15 protein-coding genes are annotated in these 15,026 nt (G+C 70.9%); 8 read left to right on the forward strand and 7 right to left on the reverse strand.

Going from position 1 to position 15,026, the window contains the following annotated elements:
• Positions 1 to 12: 12 nt before the first annotated feature.
• Positions 13 to 708, forward strand: coding sequence for a FadR/GntR family transcriptional regulator (locus ACFVGS_RS22115; RefSeq protein WP_385693417.1), 696 nt, complete (start codon positions 13 to 15; stop codon positions 706 to 708).
• Here ACFVGS_RS22115 and ACFVGS_RS22120 read toward each other — a convergent pair.
• The 3 genes from ACFVGS_RS22120 to fabG all read right to left on the reverse strand — a co-directional run bounded on the left by ACFVGS_RS22120 (position 696) and on the right by fabG (position 2,768).
• The gene (locus tag ACFVGS_RS22120; protein ID WP_384413276.1) at positions 696 to 1,094 is read right to left on the reverse strand and encodes a hypothetical protein; all 399 of its coding nucleotides are present in this window, start codon (positions 1,092 to 1,094) and stop codon (positions 696 to 698) included. The two genes, ACFVGS_RS22115 and ACFVGS_RS22120, sit on opposite strands and share 13 nt — an antisense overlap.
• Before the next feature lie 176 nt (positions 1,095 to 1,270).
• On the reverse strand, positions 1,271 to 2,047 hold the full coding sequence (gene fabI / locus ACFVGS_RS22125; protein ID WP_128976720.1) for an enoyl-ACP reductase FabI: 777 nt from the start codon (positions 2,045 to 2,047) through the stop codon (positions 1,271 to 1,273).
• 4 nt (positions 2,048 to 2,051) lie between these two features.
• Positions 2,052 to 2,768 (reverse strand): 3-oxoacyl-[acyl-carrier-protein] reductase, encoded by a 717-nt coding sequence (fabG, locus tag ACFVGS_RS22130; RefSeq protein WP_384413273.1) that lies wholly within the window; start codon positions 2,766 to 2,768, stop codon positions 2,052 to 2,054.
• 186 nt (positions 2,769 to 2,954) lie between these two features.
• Between fabG and ACFVGS_RS22135 the strand changes: the two genes are divergently transcribed.
• From ACFVGS_RS22135 to tyrS, 3 genes are all read left to right on the forward strand, one after another.
• On the forward strand, positions 2,955 to 4,487 hold the full coding sequence (locus ACFVGS_RS22135; RefSeq protein ID WP_385693418.1) for a TldD/PmbA family protein: 1,533 nt from the start codon (positions 2,955 to 2,957) through the stop codon (positions 4,485 to 4,487).
• Between the two features lie 82 nt (positions 4,488 to 4,569).
• Complete coding sequence (locus ACFVGS_RS22140; protein WP_385693419.1) at positions 4,570 to 5,961, forward strand: metallopeptidase TldD-related protein; 1,392 nt, start codon at positions 4,570 to 4,572, stop codon at positions 5,959 to 5,961.
• Positions 5,962 to 6,015: 54 nt separating this feature from the next.
• Positions 6,016 to 7,284 carry a tyrosine--tRNA ligase gene (gene tyrS, locus ACFVGS_RS22145; RefSeq protein ID WP_384413264.1) on the forward strand — a complete coding sequence of 423 codons (1,269 nt, stop codon included), beginning with the start codon at positions 6,016 to 6,018 and terminating at the stop codon, positions 7,282 to 7,284.
• A gap of 94 nt (positions 7,285 to 7,378) precedes the next feature.
• On the opposite strand, the gene ACFVGS_RS22150 is transcribed toward tyrS, so the two are convergent.
• Complete coding sequence (locus tag ACFVGS_RS22150) at positions 7,379 to 7,654, reverse strand: GlsB/YeaQ/YmgE family stress response membrane protein (protein ID WP_384413261.1); 276 nt, start codon at positions 7,652 to 7,654, stop codon at positions 7,379 to 7,381.
• A gap of 169 nt (positions 7,655 to 7,823) precedes the next feature.
• Here ACFVGS_RS22150 and ACFVGS_RS22155 point away from each other — a divergent pair, with 169 nt between their 5' ends.
• Together ACFVGS_RS22155 and ACFVGS_RS22160 are read left to right on the forward strand one after the other, a co-directional pair.
• Entirely contained in the window at positions 7,824 to 8,249 is a 426-nt protein-coding gene (locus tag ACFVGS_RS22155; RefSeq protein WP_384413258.1) for a DUF3099 domain-containing protein, read from the forward strand.
• 195 nt (positions 8,250 to 8,444) lie between these two features.
• Positions 8,445 to 8,666 carry a hypothetical protein gene (locus tag ACFVGS_RS22160; protein ID WP_384413255.1) on the forward strand — a complete coding sequence of 74 codons (222 nt, stop codon included), beginning with the start codon at positions 8,445 to 8,447 and terminating at the stop codon, positions 8,664 to 8,666.
• On the opposite strand, the gene moaA is transcribed toward ACFVGS_RS22160, so the two are convergent.
• The 3 genes from moaA to ACFVGS_RS22175 all read right to left on the reverse strand — a co-directional run bounded on the left by moaA (position 8,649) and on the right by ACFVGS_RS22175 (position 11,833).
• On the reverse strand, positions 8,649 to 9,638 hold the full coding sequence (moaA, locus tag ACFVGS_RS22165) for a GTP 3',8-cyclase MoaA (RefSeq protein WP_384413253.1): 990 nt from the start codon (positions 9,636 to 9,638) through the stop codon (positions 8,649 to 8,651). The two genes, ACFVGS_RS22160 and moaA, sit on opposite strands and share 18 nt — an antisense overlap.
• Positions 9,639 to 9,821: 183 nt before the next feature.
• Positions 9,822 to 11,462, reverse strand: coding sequence for a cation acetate symporter (locus ACFVGS_RS22170; protein ID WP_384413250.1), 1,641 nt, complete (start codon positions 11,460 to 11,462; stop codon positions 9,822 to 9,824).
• Complete coding sequence (locus tag ACFVGS_RS22175) at positions 11,459 to 11,833, reverse strand: DUF485 domain-containing protein (protein WP_384413247.1); 375 nt, start codon at positions 11,831 to 11,833, stop codon at positions 11,459 to 11,461. The genes ACFVGS_RS22170 and ACFVGS_RS22175 overlap by 4 nt, the downstream gene beginning before the upstream one ends.
• A 273-nt stretch (positions 11,834 to 12,106) precedes the next feature.
• Between ACFVGS_RS22175 and ACFVGS_RS22180 the strand changes: the two genes are divergently transcribed.
• On the forward strand, positions 12,107 to 13,648 hold the full coding sequence (locus ACFVGS_RS22180; RefSeq protein WP_384413244.1) for a S8 family serine peptidase: 1,542 nt from the start codon (positions 12,107 to 12,109) through the stop codon (positions 13,646 to 13,648).
• 63 nt (positions 13,649 to 13,711) lie between these two features.
• The gene (locus tag ACFVGS_RS22185) at positions 13,712 to 15,013 is read left to right on the forward strand and encodes a CoA transferase (protein ID WP_385693420.1); all 1,302 of its coding nucleotides are present in this window, start codon (positions 13,712 to 13,714) and stop codon (positions 15,011 to 15,013) included.
• The last annotated feature ends 13 nt before the right edge of the window (positions 15,014 to 15,026 follow it).

Genomic DNA, 15,026 nt, shown 5'->3' on the forward strand with positions numbered 1-15,026 from the left:
GGTAGGTGCAGCATGGCCCTAGGCCATCCCCGGCGCAGCGGGCTCTCCGACCAGGTGATCACCCAGCTGCGGAACCAGATCACCTCGGGCGAGTGGCCGGTCGGCACCCGGATCCCGACCGAACCCGAGCTGGTGGAGCAGCTCGGGGTGGCACGCAACACCGTCCGCGAGGCGGTGCGGGCCCTCGCCCACAACGGGCTGCTCGACATCCGCCAGGGCTCGGGCACCTACGTGGTGGCGACCAGTGAGCTCGCCGGGGTGATGCACCGCAGGTTCGCCGGCTCCGACCCCCGGGACGTGGCCGAGCTGCGCTCCACCCTGGAGTCCTCGGCCGCCCGGCTCGCCGCGCGGCGCCGCACCGACCGGGACCTGAAGCAGATCGACGCGCTGCTGCTGCGCCGCGAGGAGGTGTGGGAATCCGGCGACGCCGAGGAGTTCGTGACGGTGGACGCGGCGTTCCACCACGCCGTCGTGGTGGCCTCGCACAACGAGGTGCTGACCGAGCTCTACGCGGACCTGGGGCACGTGCTGCGGGAGTGGCTGCGCGGCGACGTGGGCCGGGAGCTGCGGCCGGAGAACCACATGGACCACGCGCGTCTGGTGGAGGCGATCCGCGAGGGCGACGCCGAGCGCGCGGCGGCGGAGGCGGCGAGCTATCCGTTTCTGTGCCTCAGGAGCCCGGCGCCGGCCGCGTCTCAGGAGCCCTGAGCCGCCGGCTCGTGGGTGATCCAGGCCGAGCGGACCTCCTTCCAGCAGCGGCCGGTCACCTGGGCGTAGTCGGCGGGGCCGACCTCGACCGGGGCGCTGTCGGAATCGACGTCCCACCAGCGGTCGCACTCCACGTGGAGCCGGACCCGGTCGGTGCGCGGATAGGGGTTCTGGCAGTGGGCGGTGACGGTCGAGCCCTGGACGAGGGTGCGGCAGGAGGCGCCGAAGTTCTCGGGTTCCGCGGCCGCCGGGGCGGTGGGGGGGACGTCCTCCCTGGGAGCGGGTGCGGCACGGACCTCGGCGGCGACGCCGAGAGCGGTGAGGCCCGCGAGGAGTGCGGCGGCCGAGGCGACTGCGGCGAACGAGTGGTGCTGCGACGCGCGCATGTCCGCACCTCCTCCCCATCAGTAGCCGGAACATCACGCTCTGAACCAGTCTGATGCGATTCGCCCGACTTTTCGACTCGGGGCGCCGGAAGCCCCGTACAAAGCCACGAGGGCCGTGCCACCGCTCCCCCGAGGAGCGGGCGCACGGCCCTCGCGAGCCCTGTGGAAGACGGGCGTCAGGCGCCGATGGCGTGCAGACCGCCGTCCACGTGGACGATCTCGCCGGTCGTCTTCGGGAACCAGTCGGAGAGCAGCGCGACGATGGCGCGGCCGGCCGGCTCCGGGTCGGACAGGTCCCACGCGAGCGGGGAACGGCTGTCCCAGACGCTGGCCAGGTCGGAGAAGCCCGGGATGGACTTCGCGGCCATCGAGCCGAGCGGGCCGGCCGAGACCAGGTTGCAGCGGATGTCCTGCTTGCCGAGGTCGCGCGCCATGTACCGGCTGGTGGCCTCCAGGGCGGCCTTGGCCGGGCCCATCCAGTCGTACTGCGGCCAGGCGAACTTCGCGTCGAAGGTGAGGCCGACGACCGAGCCGCCCTCGCTCATCAGCGGCAGCAGCGCCATCGTCAGGGACTTCAGGGAGAAGGCCGAGACGTGCATGGCGGTGGCCACGGACTCGAACGGCGTGTTGAGGAAGTTGCCGCCGAGCGCGTCCTGCGGGGCGAAACCGATGGAGTGGACGATGCCGTCCAGACGGTCGCCGAGGTGCTCGCGGACCTGGCCCTCCAGACGCGCCAGGTGCTCGTCGTTGGAGACGTCGAGCTCCAGGACCTTCACCTTGTCGGGCTGGGGCAGCTTCTTGGCGATGCGCTCGGTGAGCGTCGGCCGCGGCCACGCGGTGAGGATGATCTCCGCGCCCTGCTCCTGAGCCAGCTTGGCGGCGTGGAAGGCGATGGAGGACTCCATCAGCACACCGGTGATCAGGATGCGCTTGCCCTCGAGAATTCCGCTCATGTGATCAGTGACCCATGCCCAATCCGCCGTCAACCGGGATGACGGCTCCAGTGATGTACGAGGCGTCGTCCGAGGCGAGGAACTTCACCGTGGCGGCGATCTCCTCCGGCTGCGCGTAGCGGCCCAGCGGAACCTGGGAGACGATGCCGGCGCGCTGCTCATCGGTGAGCACCGCGGTCATGTCGGTGTCGACGAAACCGGGCGCGACGACGTTGAAGGTGATGTTGCGCGAGCCGAGCTCCCGGGCGAGGGACCGCGCGAAACCGACCAGACCCGCCTTGGAGGCGGCGTAGTTCGCCTGGCCCGCCGAGCCGAGCAGGCCGACGACGGAGGAGATCAGCACGACGCGGCCCTTCTTGGCGCGCAGCATGCCGCGGTTGGCGCGCTTCACGACCCGGAAGGTGCCGGTGAGGTTGGTGTCGAGGACGGACGTGAAGTCCTCCTCGGACATGCGCATGAGGAGCTGGTCCTTGGTCACGCCGGCGTTGGCCACGAGGACCTCGACCGGACCGTGCTTCTCCTCGATCTCCTTGTAGGCCTGCTCCACCCGCTCGGAGTCGGTGATGTCGCACTTGACGGCGAGGAAACCGGCCTTCTCGAGCTCCGCCGGGTCGCCCGAGCGGTACGTGATCGCGACCTTGTCGCCGGCCTCGGCGAACGCGCGGGCGATGGCGAGGCCGATGCCCCGGTTGCCTCCGGTGACGAGAACCGAGCGGCTCAACGGATCACCCTTTCGATAGCGGTCTGGTATGCCGAAAACCTATCGGTCCCTTCCGGGATACGGAGAATCGGGCCCTGACAGTGGCGTCCGGGCGTCGCTGTCGGGTCCCTACAGAAAGGCCTGGGCATCACGCCCGAAAGCACGACATGATCGGAGGCGACCGGTCTCACACGACAGGAGACAGCTGTGCAATCTGGGACCCATTCCCTCGACGAAGCCTTCACCCAGCTTCCGTTGCGGGCGCTGGCCGACGCGGCGCTCGCGCGGGCTCGGGCGCTCGGCGCCGAGCACGCCGACTTCCGCCTGGAGCGGGTGCGCAGCGCCGCGTGGCGGCTGCGGGACGCCAAGCCCTCGGGCTCGTCGGACACCACGGACCTCGGCTACGCGGTGCGGGTGGTGCACGGCGGCGCGTGGGGCTTCGCGTCCGGGGTGGACCTGACCATGGACGCGGCCGCGCGGGTCGCCTCGCAGGCGGTGGCCATGGCGAAGCTGTCGGCGAAGGTGATCGCGGCGGCCGGATCGGACGAGCGTGTCGAGCTCGCCGACGAGCCGGTGCACGCGGACAAGGTGTGGATCTCCTCGTACGAGATCGACCCCTTCACCATCTCCCCCGAGGAGAAGACCGGGCTGCTCGCCGAGTGGAGCGCCCGGCTGCTGCGCGCGGACGGCGTGGCGCACGTGGACGCCTCGCTGCTCACCGTCTTCGAGAACAAGTTCTACGCGGACACGGCGGGCACCGTCACCACCCAGCAGCGGGTCCGGCTGCACCCGCACCTCACGGCCGTCGCCGTGGACCCCACCAGCGGCGAGTTCGACTCGATGCGGACGATCGCGCCGCCGGTCGGCCGGGGCTGGGAGTACCTGACGGGGACCGGCTGGGACTGGGACAAGGAGCTGGACGAGATCCCCGAGCTGCTCGCCGAGAAGATGCGGGCGCCGAGCGTCGAGGCCGGCCGCTACGACCTGGTCGTGGACCCGTCCAACCTGTGGCTGACCATCCACGAGTCGATCGGCCACGCCACCGAGCTGGACCGCGCCCTCGGCTACGAGGCGGCGTACGCGGGCACCTCCTTCGCCACCTTCGACCAGCTGGGCAAGCTGGCGTACGGCTCCTCGATCATGAACGTGACCGGTGACCGCACGGCCGAGCACGGGCTGGCGACCATCGGCTACGACGACGAGGGCGTCGAGGCGCAGTCCTGGGACCTGGTGAAGGACGGCACGCTCGTCGGCTACCAGCTGGACCGCCGGATCGCGAAGCTGACCGGTCTCGGCCGCTCCAACGGCTGCGCCTTCGCCGACTCGCCCGGCCACGTGCCGGTGCAGCGGATGGCCAACGTGTCGCTCCAGCCGGACCCGGGCGGTCTGTCGACGGAGGACCTGATCGGCGGCGTGGAGCGCGGCATCTACGTGGTCGGCGACCGCTCCTGGTCGATCGACATGCAGCGCTACAACTTCCAGTTCACCGGGCAGCGCTTCTTCCGCATCGAGAACGGCCGCCTGGCGGGCCAGCTGCGGGACGTCGCGTACCAGGCGACGACCACCGACTTCTGGGGCTCCATGGAGCAGGTCGGCGGCCCCCAGACCTACGTCCTCGGCGGCGCGTTCAACTGCGGCAAGGCCCAGCCGGGCCAGGTCGCCGCGGTCTCCCACGGCTGCCCGTCCGCCCTGTTCCGGGGTGTCAACATTCTGAACACGACGCAGGAGGCCGGTCGATGAGCGCGCGCCACAACCTTTGCCGGGGGTCCGGGGGTCGTCCCCCGGGCAAGCACAGCCTGAACACGACGCAGGAGGCCGGTCGATGAGCCGCGTCAGCAAGCCGTACGAGATCGTCGAGCGGGCCCTGGAGCTGTCCCGCGCCGACGGGTGTGTCGTCATCGCCGACGAGGAGTCCTCGGCGAACCTGCGCTGGGCCGGGAACGCGCTCACCACCAACGGCGTCACCCGGGGCCGCACGCTGACCGTGGTCGCCACCGTGGACGGCGGCCAGGGCACCGCCTCCGGTGTGGTGTCGCGCTCGGCGGTGACCGCCGACGACCTGGAGCCGCTGGTACGGGCCGCCGAGGCGGCAGCGCGGGCGGCCGGCCCCGCGGAGGACGCGCAGCCGCTGGTGGAGGGCGTGCCCGCGTCGCCCGACTTCACCCACGACCCGGCCGAGACCGCCTCCGCGGTCTTCGACGCCTTCGCGCCGGCACTGGGCGAGGCCTTCGCCCGCGCCCGGGCGGGCGGCCGGGAGCTGTACGGCTTCGCCAACCACGAGCTGACCTCCACCTATGTGGGCACCTCCACCGGCCTGCGGCTGCGCCACGACCAGCCGAACGGCACCCTCGAGCTCAACGCCAAGTCCCCGGACCGATCCCGGTCCGCGTGGGCCGGGCGCGCGACCCGGGACTTCACGGACGTCGACCCGGCGGCGCTGGACGCCGAGCTCGCCACCCGGCTCGGCTGGGCGGAGCGCCGGATCGACCTGCCGGCCGGGCGCTACGAGACGCTGCTGCCGCCGACCGCCGTGGCCGACCTGATGATCTACCAGCTGTGGTCCTCGGCGGCCCGGGACGCGGTGGAGGGCCGTACGGTCTTCTCCAAGCCCGGCGGCGGCACCCGGATCGGCGAGACGCTGTCGCCGCTGCCGCTGACCCTGCGCAGCGACCCGCACGCGCCCGGCCTGGAGTCCGCGCCGTTCGTGATCTCCCACGCCTCGGGCGACGAATCCTCCGTCTTCGACAACGGTCTGCCGGTGCCACAGGTGGACTGGGTACGGGACGGAAAGCTGCACCGGCTGCTCACCACCCGGCACACCTCGGAGCTCACGAAGCTGCCGATGGCGCCCACGGCCGGAAACCTGATCCTGGACGGCGGCGGCGAGCGCTCCCTGGACGAGATGGTCGCGGCCACCGAGCGGGGTCTGCTGCTGACCTGCCTCTGGTACATCCGCGAGGTCGACCCGGCGACGCTGCTGCTCACCGGCCTCACCCGGGACGGCGTCTACCTGGTCGAGAACGGCGAGGTGGTCGGCGAGGTGAACAACTTCCGGTTCAACGAGTCGCCTGTGGACCTGCTGTCGCGGGCCTCCGAGGCGGGCCGGACCGAGAAGACCCTGCCGCGCGAGTGGAGCGACTGGTTCACCCGGGCCGCGATGCCCGCGCTGCGGGTGCCGGACTTCAACATGAGCTCGGTCAGCAAGGGCGTCTGACCCGCCTAGACTGACTGATGAGATTGTCCCCATGAGCATGAGGAGACGGACGACGTGACCGACATCGTCGACGAGCTGAAGTGGCGCGGGCTCTTCGCCCAGTCCACCGACGAAGAGGCCCTGCGCAAGGCGCTCGCGGACGGTCCCGTCACGTTCTATTGCGGCTTCGACCCGACCGCGGCCAGTCTCCACGTCGGCCACCTGGTCCAGGTGCTCACCGTCCGCCGGCTCCAGCAGGCCGGGCACCGGCCGCTGGCGCTGGTCGGCGGGGCCACCGGTCAGATCGGTGACCCGCGGCCGACCGCCGAGCGCACCCTGAACGACCCGGAGACGGTCGCGAACTGGGTGACCCGGCTGCGGTCGCAGATCGAGCCGTTCCTGTCCTTCGAGGGCGAGAACGCCGCGATCATGGTGAACAACCTGGACTGGACCGCCGGTATGTCGGCGATCGAGTTCCTGCGGGACATCGGCAAGCACTTCCGGGTCAACAAGATGCTGACCAAGGACTCCGTCGCCCGCCGTCTGGAGTCCGAGCAGGGCATCAGCTACACCGAGTTCAGCTACCAGCTGCTCCAGGGCATGGACTTCCTGGAGCTGTACCGGCGCTACGGCTGCACGCTGCAGCAGGGCGGCTCCGACCAGTGGGGCAACCTGGTGGCGGGGCTCGACCTGATCCACAAGCTGGAGCCGGAGGCGCACGTCCACGCGCTCGCGACGCCGCTGATGGTGAAGGCCGACGGCACCAAGTTCGGCAAGACCGAGAGCGGCGCCGTCTGGCTGGACCCGGAGATGACCACGCCGTACGCGTTCTACCAGTTCTGGCTGAACGTGGACGACCGTGACATCTCCACCTACATGCGGATCCTGTCCTTCAAGTCCCGCGAGGAGCTGGAGGAGCTGGAGAAGCTGACGGCCGAGCGGCCGCAGGCCCGTGCGGCCCAGCGGGCGCTCGCCGAGGAGCTCACCACTCTGGTGCACGGCGCGGACCAGTGCCGGGCCGTGATCAACGCCTCCAAGGCGCTGTTCGGTCAGGGCGAGCTCGCGGAGCTCGACGAGGCGACGCTGGCCGCGGCGCTCTCCGAGCTGCCGCACGCGCGCGTGACGGAGCTGGGTCAGGTCGTGGACCTGTTCGCCGAGGTGGGCCTGGTGGCGAGCAAGTCGGCGGCCCGCCGGACCGTGAAGGAGGGCGGCGCCTACGTGAACAACGTCAAGGTGACCGCCGAGGACGCCGAGGTGTCGGCGGACGACCTGCTGCACGGGCGCTGGCTGGTGCTGCGCCGCGGCAAGAAGAACCTGGCGGCGATCGAGGTCGTCGCCGGCTGATCCCGTACGGGACCGGTACGGCATGACCGGAGGCCCGGTACGCGCGCTCTGCGTCGTACCGGGCCTCCGGTGTGTCATGCGTCGGGGCGAGTGCCTAGGCCCGCTGTCTGGTCCCCTTGATCGAGGCCCACAGCATGTCGCCGACCCCCACGACGGCCACCGCGCCGATGAGCTGGAACAGGTGACGGGTCCAGTCGATGCCCTTGGTGTCGTTGACCCCGATCCAGGTCGCCACCGCGTTGCCGAGCACGCTGCCCAGAATGCCGAACACGGTCGTCAGCCAGAGTGGGATCTGCTGCTTGCCCGGCAGGATCGCCTTCGCGATCAGACCGAGGACCAGGCCCACAATGATCGCCCACAACCAACCCATCGTCGCCTCCTCGTGCGGGTGTGTGCCCAGTCTCGGCCCCTCGGCCATACGGCGCATGTCGGACGGCGCCATACGTGCCCCGGCCTCCTCCGGCCGGGACGGCGGGCGTACCGTGGAAGGAGGTCCGGACCGGGGAGGGTCCGGCACGGCCGTCGGGTGGTGGAATGTGATGCGGAAGCGTGGCGGGACCGAGGTCTTCCGGATCACCGGTGCCCGGCAGGGCCTCGCCGACGACGTGCGGGGCCGGCAGCGTCGTTACGTCGTCTCGATGTCGATCCGCACCCTGTCCGTGATCGCCGCCGCCTCGTTGTGGAACGTGGAGCGGCACGTCGCGATCGTCGCGCTGGTGCTCGGAGCTGTGCTCCCGTACATCGCCGTGGTGATCGCCAACGCCGGCCGGGAGAGCGCGCCCTCCCTCCCGTCGACCTTCATCCCCACGCCGGTACTGCCGGCGCTCGGCACCGGCGAGCGGGCCGAGGAGGGACCGGAGGCCGAGGAGAAGGCGGAAACGCAGGCGAATATGACGGCGGAAACGGAAGCCGGAGCGGAATCGCGGGCGGAAAGCCCGTACATCCGCAGTGATCACGCAGGGTGAAGCAATAGCCAGCGGAATGCTCAGGAAAAGCTCAGATCAATCATGAAGTTCCGCTGCACCGCACCCCATTTCCCGTGACATACTGCCTACGCGCTCCGCATCCCCCGTCGGAGCGACGGACCGATGCCGGGCAGCTCCCCCCGTGGCTGCTCGGCATCGCCCTTGCTGGACAATGATCAGGTGATTCTGGGTCCAGTGAGCGAAGAGAAGCCGATCTGTTCCGCGAAGGGCTGCCGGGCGGATGCCGTCTGGGTCCTCGCCTGGAACAATCCCAAGCTGCACACGCCGGAGCGGCGCAAGACCTGGCTCGCGTGCGAGGAGCACCGCGAGCACCTCTCCCAGTTCCTGGGCGTACGGGGTTTCCTGAAGGACGTCGTGCCGCTCGCCGAGTGGGACGAGTCAGCCGCCGATCGCTGACATCGGACGATCGGGCTGGAGGAAGCTCGGGTCGTCCAGACCCGAGCCGGCCTTCTTGCCCCACATGGCCTTCCGCCAGATCTCGGCGATCACGGCGTCCGGCGCGTCCGAGCGCAGTGCCGCCCGCAGGTCCGTCTCCTCGGTGGCGAACAGGCAGGTGCGCACCTGGCCGTCGGCGGTGAGCCGGGTCCGGTCGCAGGCCCGGCAGAACGGGCGGGTGACGGAGGCGATGACGCCGACGGTGTGCGGGCCGCCGTCGACGACCCAGCGCTCGGCGGGTGCGGAACCGCGCTCCTCGGAGCCCTCGGGAGTCAGCTCGAAGCGGGTGCGCAGCGACTCCAGGATGTCGCCGGCGGTGATCATGCCGTCGCGCTTCCAGCCGTGCTGGGCGTCCAGCGGCATCTGCTCGATGAAGCGGAGCTCGTAGTCCTGCTCGATCGCCCAGGCCAGGAGGTCGGGGGCCTCGTCGTCGTTGAGCCCCGGCATGAGGACCGCGTTGACCTTGACCGGCGTGAGGCCGGCGTCGCGGGCGGCGGCCATGCCGTCGATCACGTCGTGGTGGCGGTCGCGGCGGGTGAGGGTCTTGAAGACCTCGGGGCGCAGGGTGTCGAGCGAGACGTTGACCCGGTCGAGGCCGGCCGCCTTGAGGGCGGCGGCGGTGCGCTTGAGCCCGATGCCGTTGGTGGTCAGGGACATCTTGGGCCGGGGCTCCAGCTCGGCGCAGCGCTCGACGATGCCGACGAGACCGGGGCGGAGCAGCGGCTCGCCACCGGTGAAGCGGACCTCGGTGACGCCGAGGTCGGTGACGGCGATGCGGATCAGACGGACGATCTCGTCGTCGGTGAGCAGGTCGGGCTTGGCCAGCCACTGCAGGCCCTCTTCCGGCATGCAGTAGGTGCAGCGCAGGTTGCACCGGTCGGTGAGGGACACGCGCAGGTCGGTGGCGACTCGGCCGTAGGTGTCGATGAGCACTGGGCCCCTCCCCCTTCTTCCGGTGGGCTTTCCGTCCGCCGGGTCGGCGTTCCGGTTCGCTTCTCGTTCGAGCCTACGTGACCCCTATGACATCGGGCACGGGCCGATTGTCACGAGGACCGGGACGGCCGCGTCGTAGAACTCTACGACGCGGCCGCCGGACGTAAGCGGAACGTATACGACTCAGTGCGCTCCGACGCCGGTGAGGGACTTGACCTCGAGTTCCGCGTACTTGCCCTTGTCCGGCTCCTCCTTGGAGAGGACCGAGCCGAGCCAGCCGAGCAGGAAGCCGAGCGGGATGGAGACCAGGCCCGGGTTCTCCAGCGGGAACCAGTAGAAGTCGACGCTCTTGAACATCGAGGTCGGCTTGCCGGAGACGACCGGCGAGAACAGCACCAGGACGACCGCGGAGATCAGACCGCCGTAGATCGACCAGAGCGCTCCGGTGGTGGTGAACCGCTTCCAGAAGAGGCTGTAGAGGATCGTCGGCAGGTTGGCGGAGGCGGCGACGGCGAAGGCGAGCGCGACCAGGCCGGCGACGTTGAGGTCGCGGGCGAGGGCGCCGAGCGCGATCGACACGACGCCGATGAGGACGGTGGCCCAGCGGGCGGCCCGCACCTCCTCCTTCTCGGTGGCCTTGCCGCGCCGGATGACGTTGGCGTAGATGTCGTGCGCGAACGACGAGGACGAGGCCAGGGTGAGGCCGGCGACGACGGCGAGGATGGTCGCGAAGGCCACGGCGGAGATGACCGCCAGCAGGATCGCGCCGCCGGTCGAGCCGGCGCCGCCGCCGACCTCCAGGGCGGCGAGCGGGGCCGCGGTGTTGCCGGCCTTGTTGGAGGCGATGATGTCGCTGTTCCTGAGCAGGGCGGCGGCACCGAAGCCGAGGACGATCGTCATCAGGTAGAAGGCGCCGATGATGCCGATGGCCCAGTTGACGGACTTTCGGGCGGCCTTGGCGGTCGGCACCGTGTAGAAGCGGATGAGGATGTGCGGCAGGCCGGCCGTGCCGAGGACGAGCGCGATGCCGAGCGAGAGGAAGTCCAGCTTCGAGGTGGCGGTGGCGCCGTACTTGAGGCCGGGCTCCAGGAAGGCGTCGCCCTTGCCGCTGTTCGTGGCGGCCGCGCCGAGCAGCTCCGAGACGTTGAAGTGGAACTTCCACAGGATGAGGAAGGTGATCAGGAGCGTGCCGGCGATGAGCAGCACGGCCTTGACCATCTGCACCCACGTGGTGCCCTTCATGCCGCCGATCGTCACGTACACGATCATCAGGATGCCGACGAGGGCGACGATGGCGATCTTGCCGCCGTCGCTGGTGATGCCGAGCAGCAGCGAGACGAGGACGCCGGCGCCGGCCATCTGGGCGAGCAGGTAGAAGATCGAGACGACGATGGTGGAGGTGCCGGCGGCGGTGCGGACGGGCCGCTGGCGCATCCGGTACGCGAGGACGTCGCCCATGGTGAACCGGCCGGAGTTGCGCAGCGGTTCGGCGACCAGGAGCAGCGCGACCAGCCAGGCGACGAGGAAGCCGATCGAGTAGAGGAAGCCGTCGTAGCCGAAGAGGGCGATGGCGCCGGCGATGCCGAGGAAGGACGCGGCGGACATGTAGTCGCCGGAGATCGCCAGGCCGTTCTGGAAGCCGGTGAACTGCCGTCCGCCCGCGTAGAAGTCGGCGGCGCTGCGAGTCTGCCGGCCGGCCCAGACGGTGATGACGAGGGTGGCGACGACGAAGGCCGCGAAGAGCGTGATGATCAGCGGGCGGTGCTCGCTGGTGGCGTTGCCGGCGGCGAGGGGGACGGCCACCGCCTGGAGGGTGCTGCTCATGCGTCGGCCTCCATCCGGTGCTTGATGGCCTCGGCCTTCGGGTCCAGCCGGTCGGCGGCGTGGCGGGAGTAGAGCCAGGCGATGAGGAACGTGGTGGCGAACTGGCCGAGGCCGAGGACCAGGGCCATGTTGACGTTGCCGAAGACCTTGGTGCCCATGAAGCCGCCCGCGTAGTTCGAGAGCAGCACGTAGAGCAGGTACCAGGCGATGAAGGCGATGGTCAGAGGAAAGGCGAAGGAACGGTACGTACGGCGCAGTTCGCCGAATTCCGCGCTTTCCTGGACCTCGACGAACTGTTCCGTCGTGGGCTGGACGGGACCGCTGTGGGTCCCGCCTCCGTCTCTCGGCGGCGGCGGTGCTTCGGTAGCCACGGACTCTCCTCGTGACGCGGGGGCGGACGACTGGGACAAAGGGGCCTCACCAGGGGTGCGGGAACCGGGGCTCCGATCGGAGCCCCTCCCCTGCTCAACGGCACGGAACGCACCGCGAAGTGGTTCACGAGAGTGGTTTTTCCTTCCGTGATCTTCATGAAGTCTTCTCAACTCATTGAAGGCCGGGGAAGATCGGCGATAACTTCACTCGTCATGCACCTGCCCGCGCGCAATCGGCGCCCGGGCAGTACATACGGATGATGTGGAGAACCCATGGCTCATCTGGGATCGAGGCGCGGCCGAGTACTCGCTCTGCCGGCCGGCCTCGCGCTCACGGCCTCGCTCGGCTTCCTGCCCGCCGGCGCCGCGTCCGCCGCGGAGCTGAGCGACCTCCCGACGGCCGCCGTCGTCACGAACGGCCCGAAGCTGTCGTACGTCGTCAACATCGACAACAGCCCCTGGACGGGCGCGTCGGTGAAGAAGGCGATAGCCGCCGCCGGCGGCGAGGTGGTCGTGTCGTACGACCGGATCGGCGTGATCGTCGTCCACTCGCAGAACCCGGAGTTCGCGAAGACGATCCGCACGGTGCGCGGCGTGGTGTCGGCCGGCGCGACCCGTACGGCGCCGCTGTCCGCCGCGACGGACACCTCCGTGGGCGAGGGCGCGCAGGAGCTCACCCCGGCCGAGGTGAAGGCCGCCGCTGCCGCCGCGACGGACGGTCAGGACCCGATGGAGCCCCTGCAGTGGGACCTGCCGGCCATCAAGGCCGACCAGGCCCACAAGAAGACCCTCGGCAGCAAGAACGTCACGGTTGCCATCATCGACACCGGTGTCGACGACACCCACCCGGACCTGGCGCCGAACTTCGACGCCGCCGCGTCCGCCAACTGCGTGAGCGGCAAGGCCGACACGACGCCCGGCTCGTGGCGCCCCATGAAGGGCGAGAGCGACCACGGCACGCACGTCGCGGGCACCATCGGCGCCGCCAAGAACGGCATCGGCATCACCGGTGTCGCGCCGGGCGTGAAGCTGGCCGGCATCAAGGTGTCCACGCCCGACGGCTTCTTCTACACCGAGGCCGTGGTCTGCGGCTTCGTGTGGGCGGCCGAGCACGGCATCGACATCACGAACAACAGCTACTACACCGACCCGTGGATGTTCGCCTGCAAGAACGACGAGGACCAGAAGGCCCTCGTCGAGGCGGTCACCCGCGCGACCCGCTACGCGGAGAAGAAGGGCACCGTCAACGTGGCGGCGGCCGGCAACTCCAAGTTCGACCTGGCGGCCGACACGATCAGGGACACGACCAGCCCGAACGACACCACGGCGGTCACCCGTGACATCGACCCGCGGCAGTGCTTCGACTACCCGGCGATGCTGCCGGGCGTGGTGACGGTCTCCGCGACCGGCGCCAAGGACCTGAAGGCGTCCTACTCCAACTACGGTGCCGACGTCATCGACGTCGCGGCACCGGGCGGCGACCGCACCGAGTACCAGACCCCGGACGCGCCGGCGGTCAACGGCCGCATCCTGTCGACCACGGTCGACGGCGGCTACAACTACAAGGCCGGCACGTCGATGGCCTCGCCGCACGCGGCGGGCGTCCTGGCGCTGCTGAAGTCGACCCACCCGTACGCGAGCCCGGCGGCGCTGAAGGCGCTGCTGTACGCGCAGGCGGACGAGCACGCGTGCACCAACCCGTACGACATCAACGGCGACGGCACCGTCGACGCCGTGTGCGAGGAGGGCGCGGACAAGAAGAACGGCTTCTACGGGGCCGGCATCGTGGACGCGCTGGACGCGGTCCGGAAGTAACCGAACGGATCTTGTGCGAACCGCCCGTGGCACTGAGTGCCACGGGCGGTTCATAGTTTCCCCATGGACAGCACAGTGCGTACGGGTACGGAGTCGTTGTGGTCGGCCCTGGGCGGCGATCCCGCCCTGCTCGACCGGGTGGACTACGGCGGGGTCTCGGGACTGCTGCCGGCCCGCCTCCCGGTGATGGACCTGGCGCGGGCGACGGTCGCGGTCTGCTCGCTGGCCGCGGTGGAACGGGCCGGGCTGCCGGGCCGGGTCCGGGTGGACGACGGCGCGGTGGCGACGGCCTTCGTGAGCGAGCGGCACCTGCGGGTGGACGGCCGGATGCCGGTGTCCTTCGCGCCGCTCTCGCGCTTCTGGCGGGCGGCCGACGGGTGGGTGCGCACCCACGCCAACTATCCGCACCACCAGGCGGCGTTGCAGGCCGCGCTGGGCACGGACGACTCCGAGGAGGCGGTGGCGGCGGCGATCGCCGAGCGGAAGGCGGTCGATGTCGAGACGGCGGTGTACGCGGCCGGGGGCCTGGCGGTCGCCCTGCGCACGCCCGGGGAGTGGGCGGCGCACGAGCAGGGCCGGGCGGTGGCGGCGCGCCCGCCGGTGACCCGGGAACGGCTCGACGAGGCGGCGCCGAGGCGCCGTTCCGGCGGGCCGCTGCGGGTGCTCGACCTCACGCGGGTCATCGCGGGCCCGGTGGCCACCCGGACGCTCGCGCTGCTGGGCGCGGACGTGCTGCGGATCGACCCGCCGGGCCGTCCCGAACTCCCCGACGCGCACGCGGACACCGACGTCGGGAAGCGGACGGCGGCCCTCGACCTGGACAGCCCGTCCGACCGGCGCACCTTCGGCGAACTCCTCGACGCGGCGGACGTGCTGGTGACCGGCTACCGCCCGGGCGCGCTCGACCGCTTCGACCTGCACCGGCCCGGCCTGGTGGTCGCCCGGCTCTCGGCCTGGGGCGACTACGGGCCCTGGGGGGAGCGGCGCGGCTTCGACAGTCTGGTGCAGGTGGCGACGGGCATCGCGGCCGTGGAGGGCTCGGCGGCCGAGCCGGGCGCGCTGCCCGCGCAGGCCCTGGACCACGGCACCGGCTATCTGCTCGCGGCGGCGGTGCTGCGCTCGCTGACCGAGCAGGACCGGGACGGCGGCACCCGCCTCGTGCGCCTGGCGCTCGCGCAGACCGGGCACTGGCTGACGCACGGCCTGCCCCGGTACGAGCCGGAGCACCACCTCCGGGAGTCGGACGGCCCGCTGGGCCGGCTGCGGTACGCCCTCTCCCCCGTCTCGTACGAGGGCGGCCCGGCGGACTGGTCGCGCCCGCCGGGCGTGGCGGGCGCGGACACCCCGGAGTGGACCACGGCGTGAACCGCGGCCCGGG

The organism is Streptomyces sp. NPDC127114 (genome assembly GCF_042677525.1).
Lineage (GTDB): Bacteria > Actinomycetota > Actinomycetes > Streptomycetales > Streptomycetaceae > Streptomyces.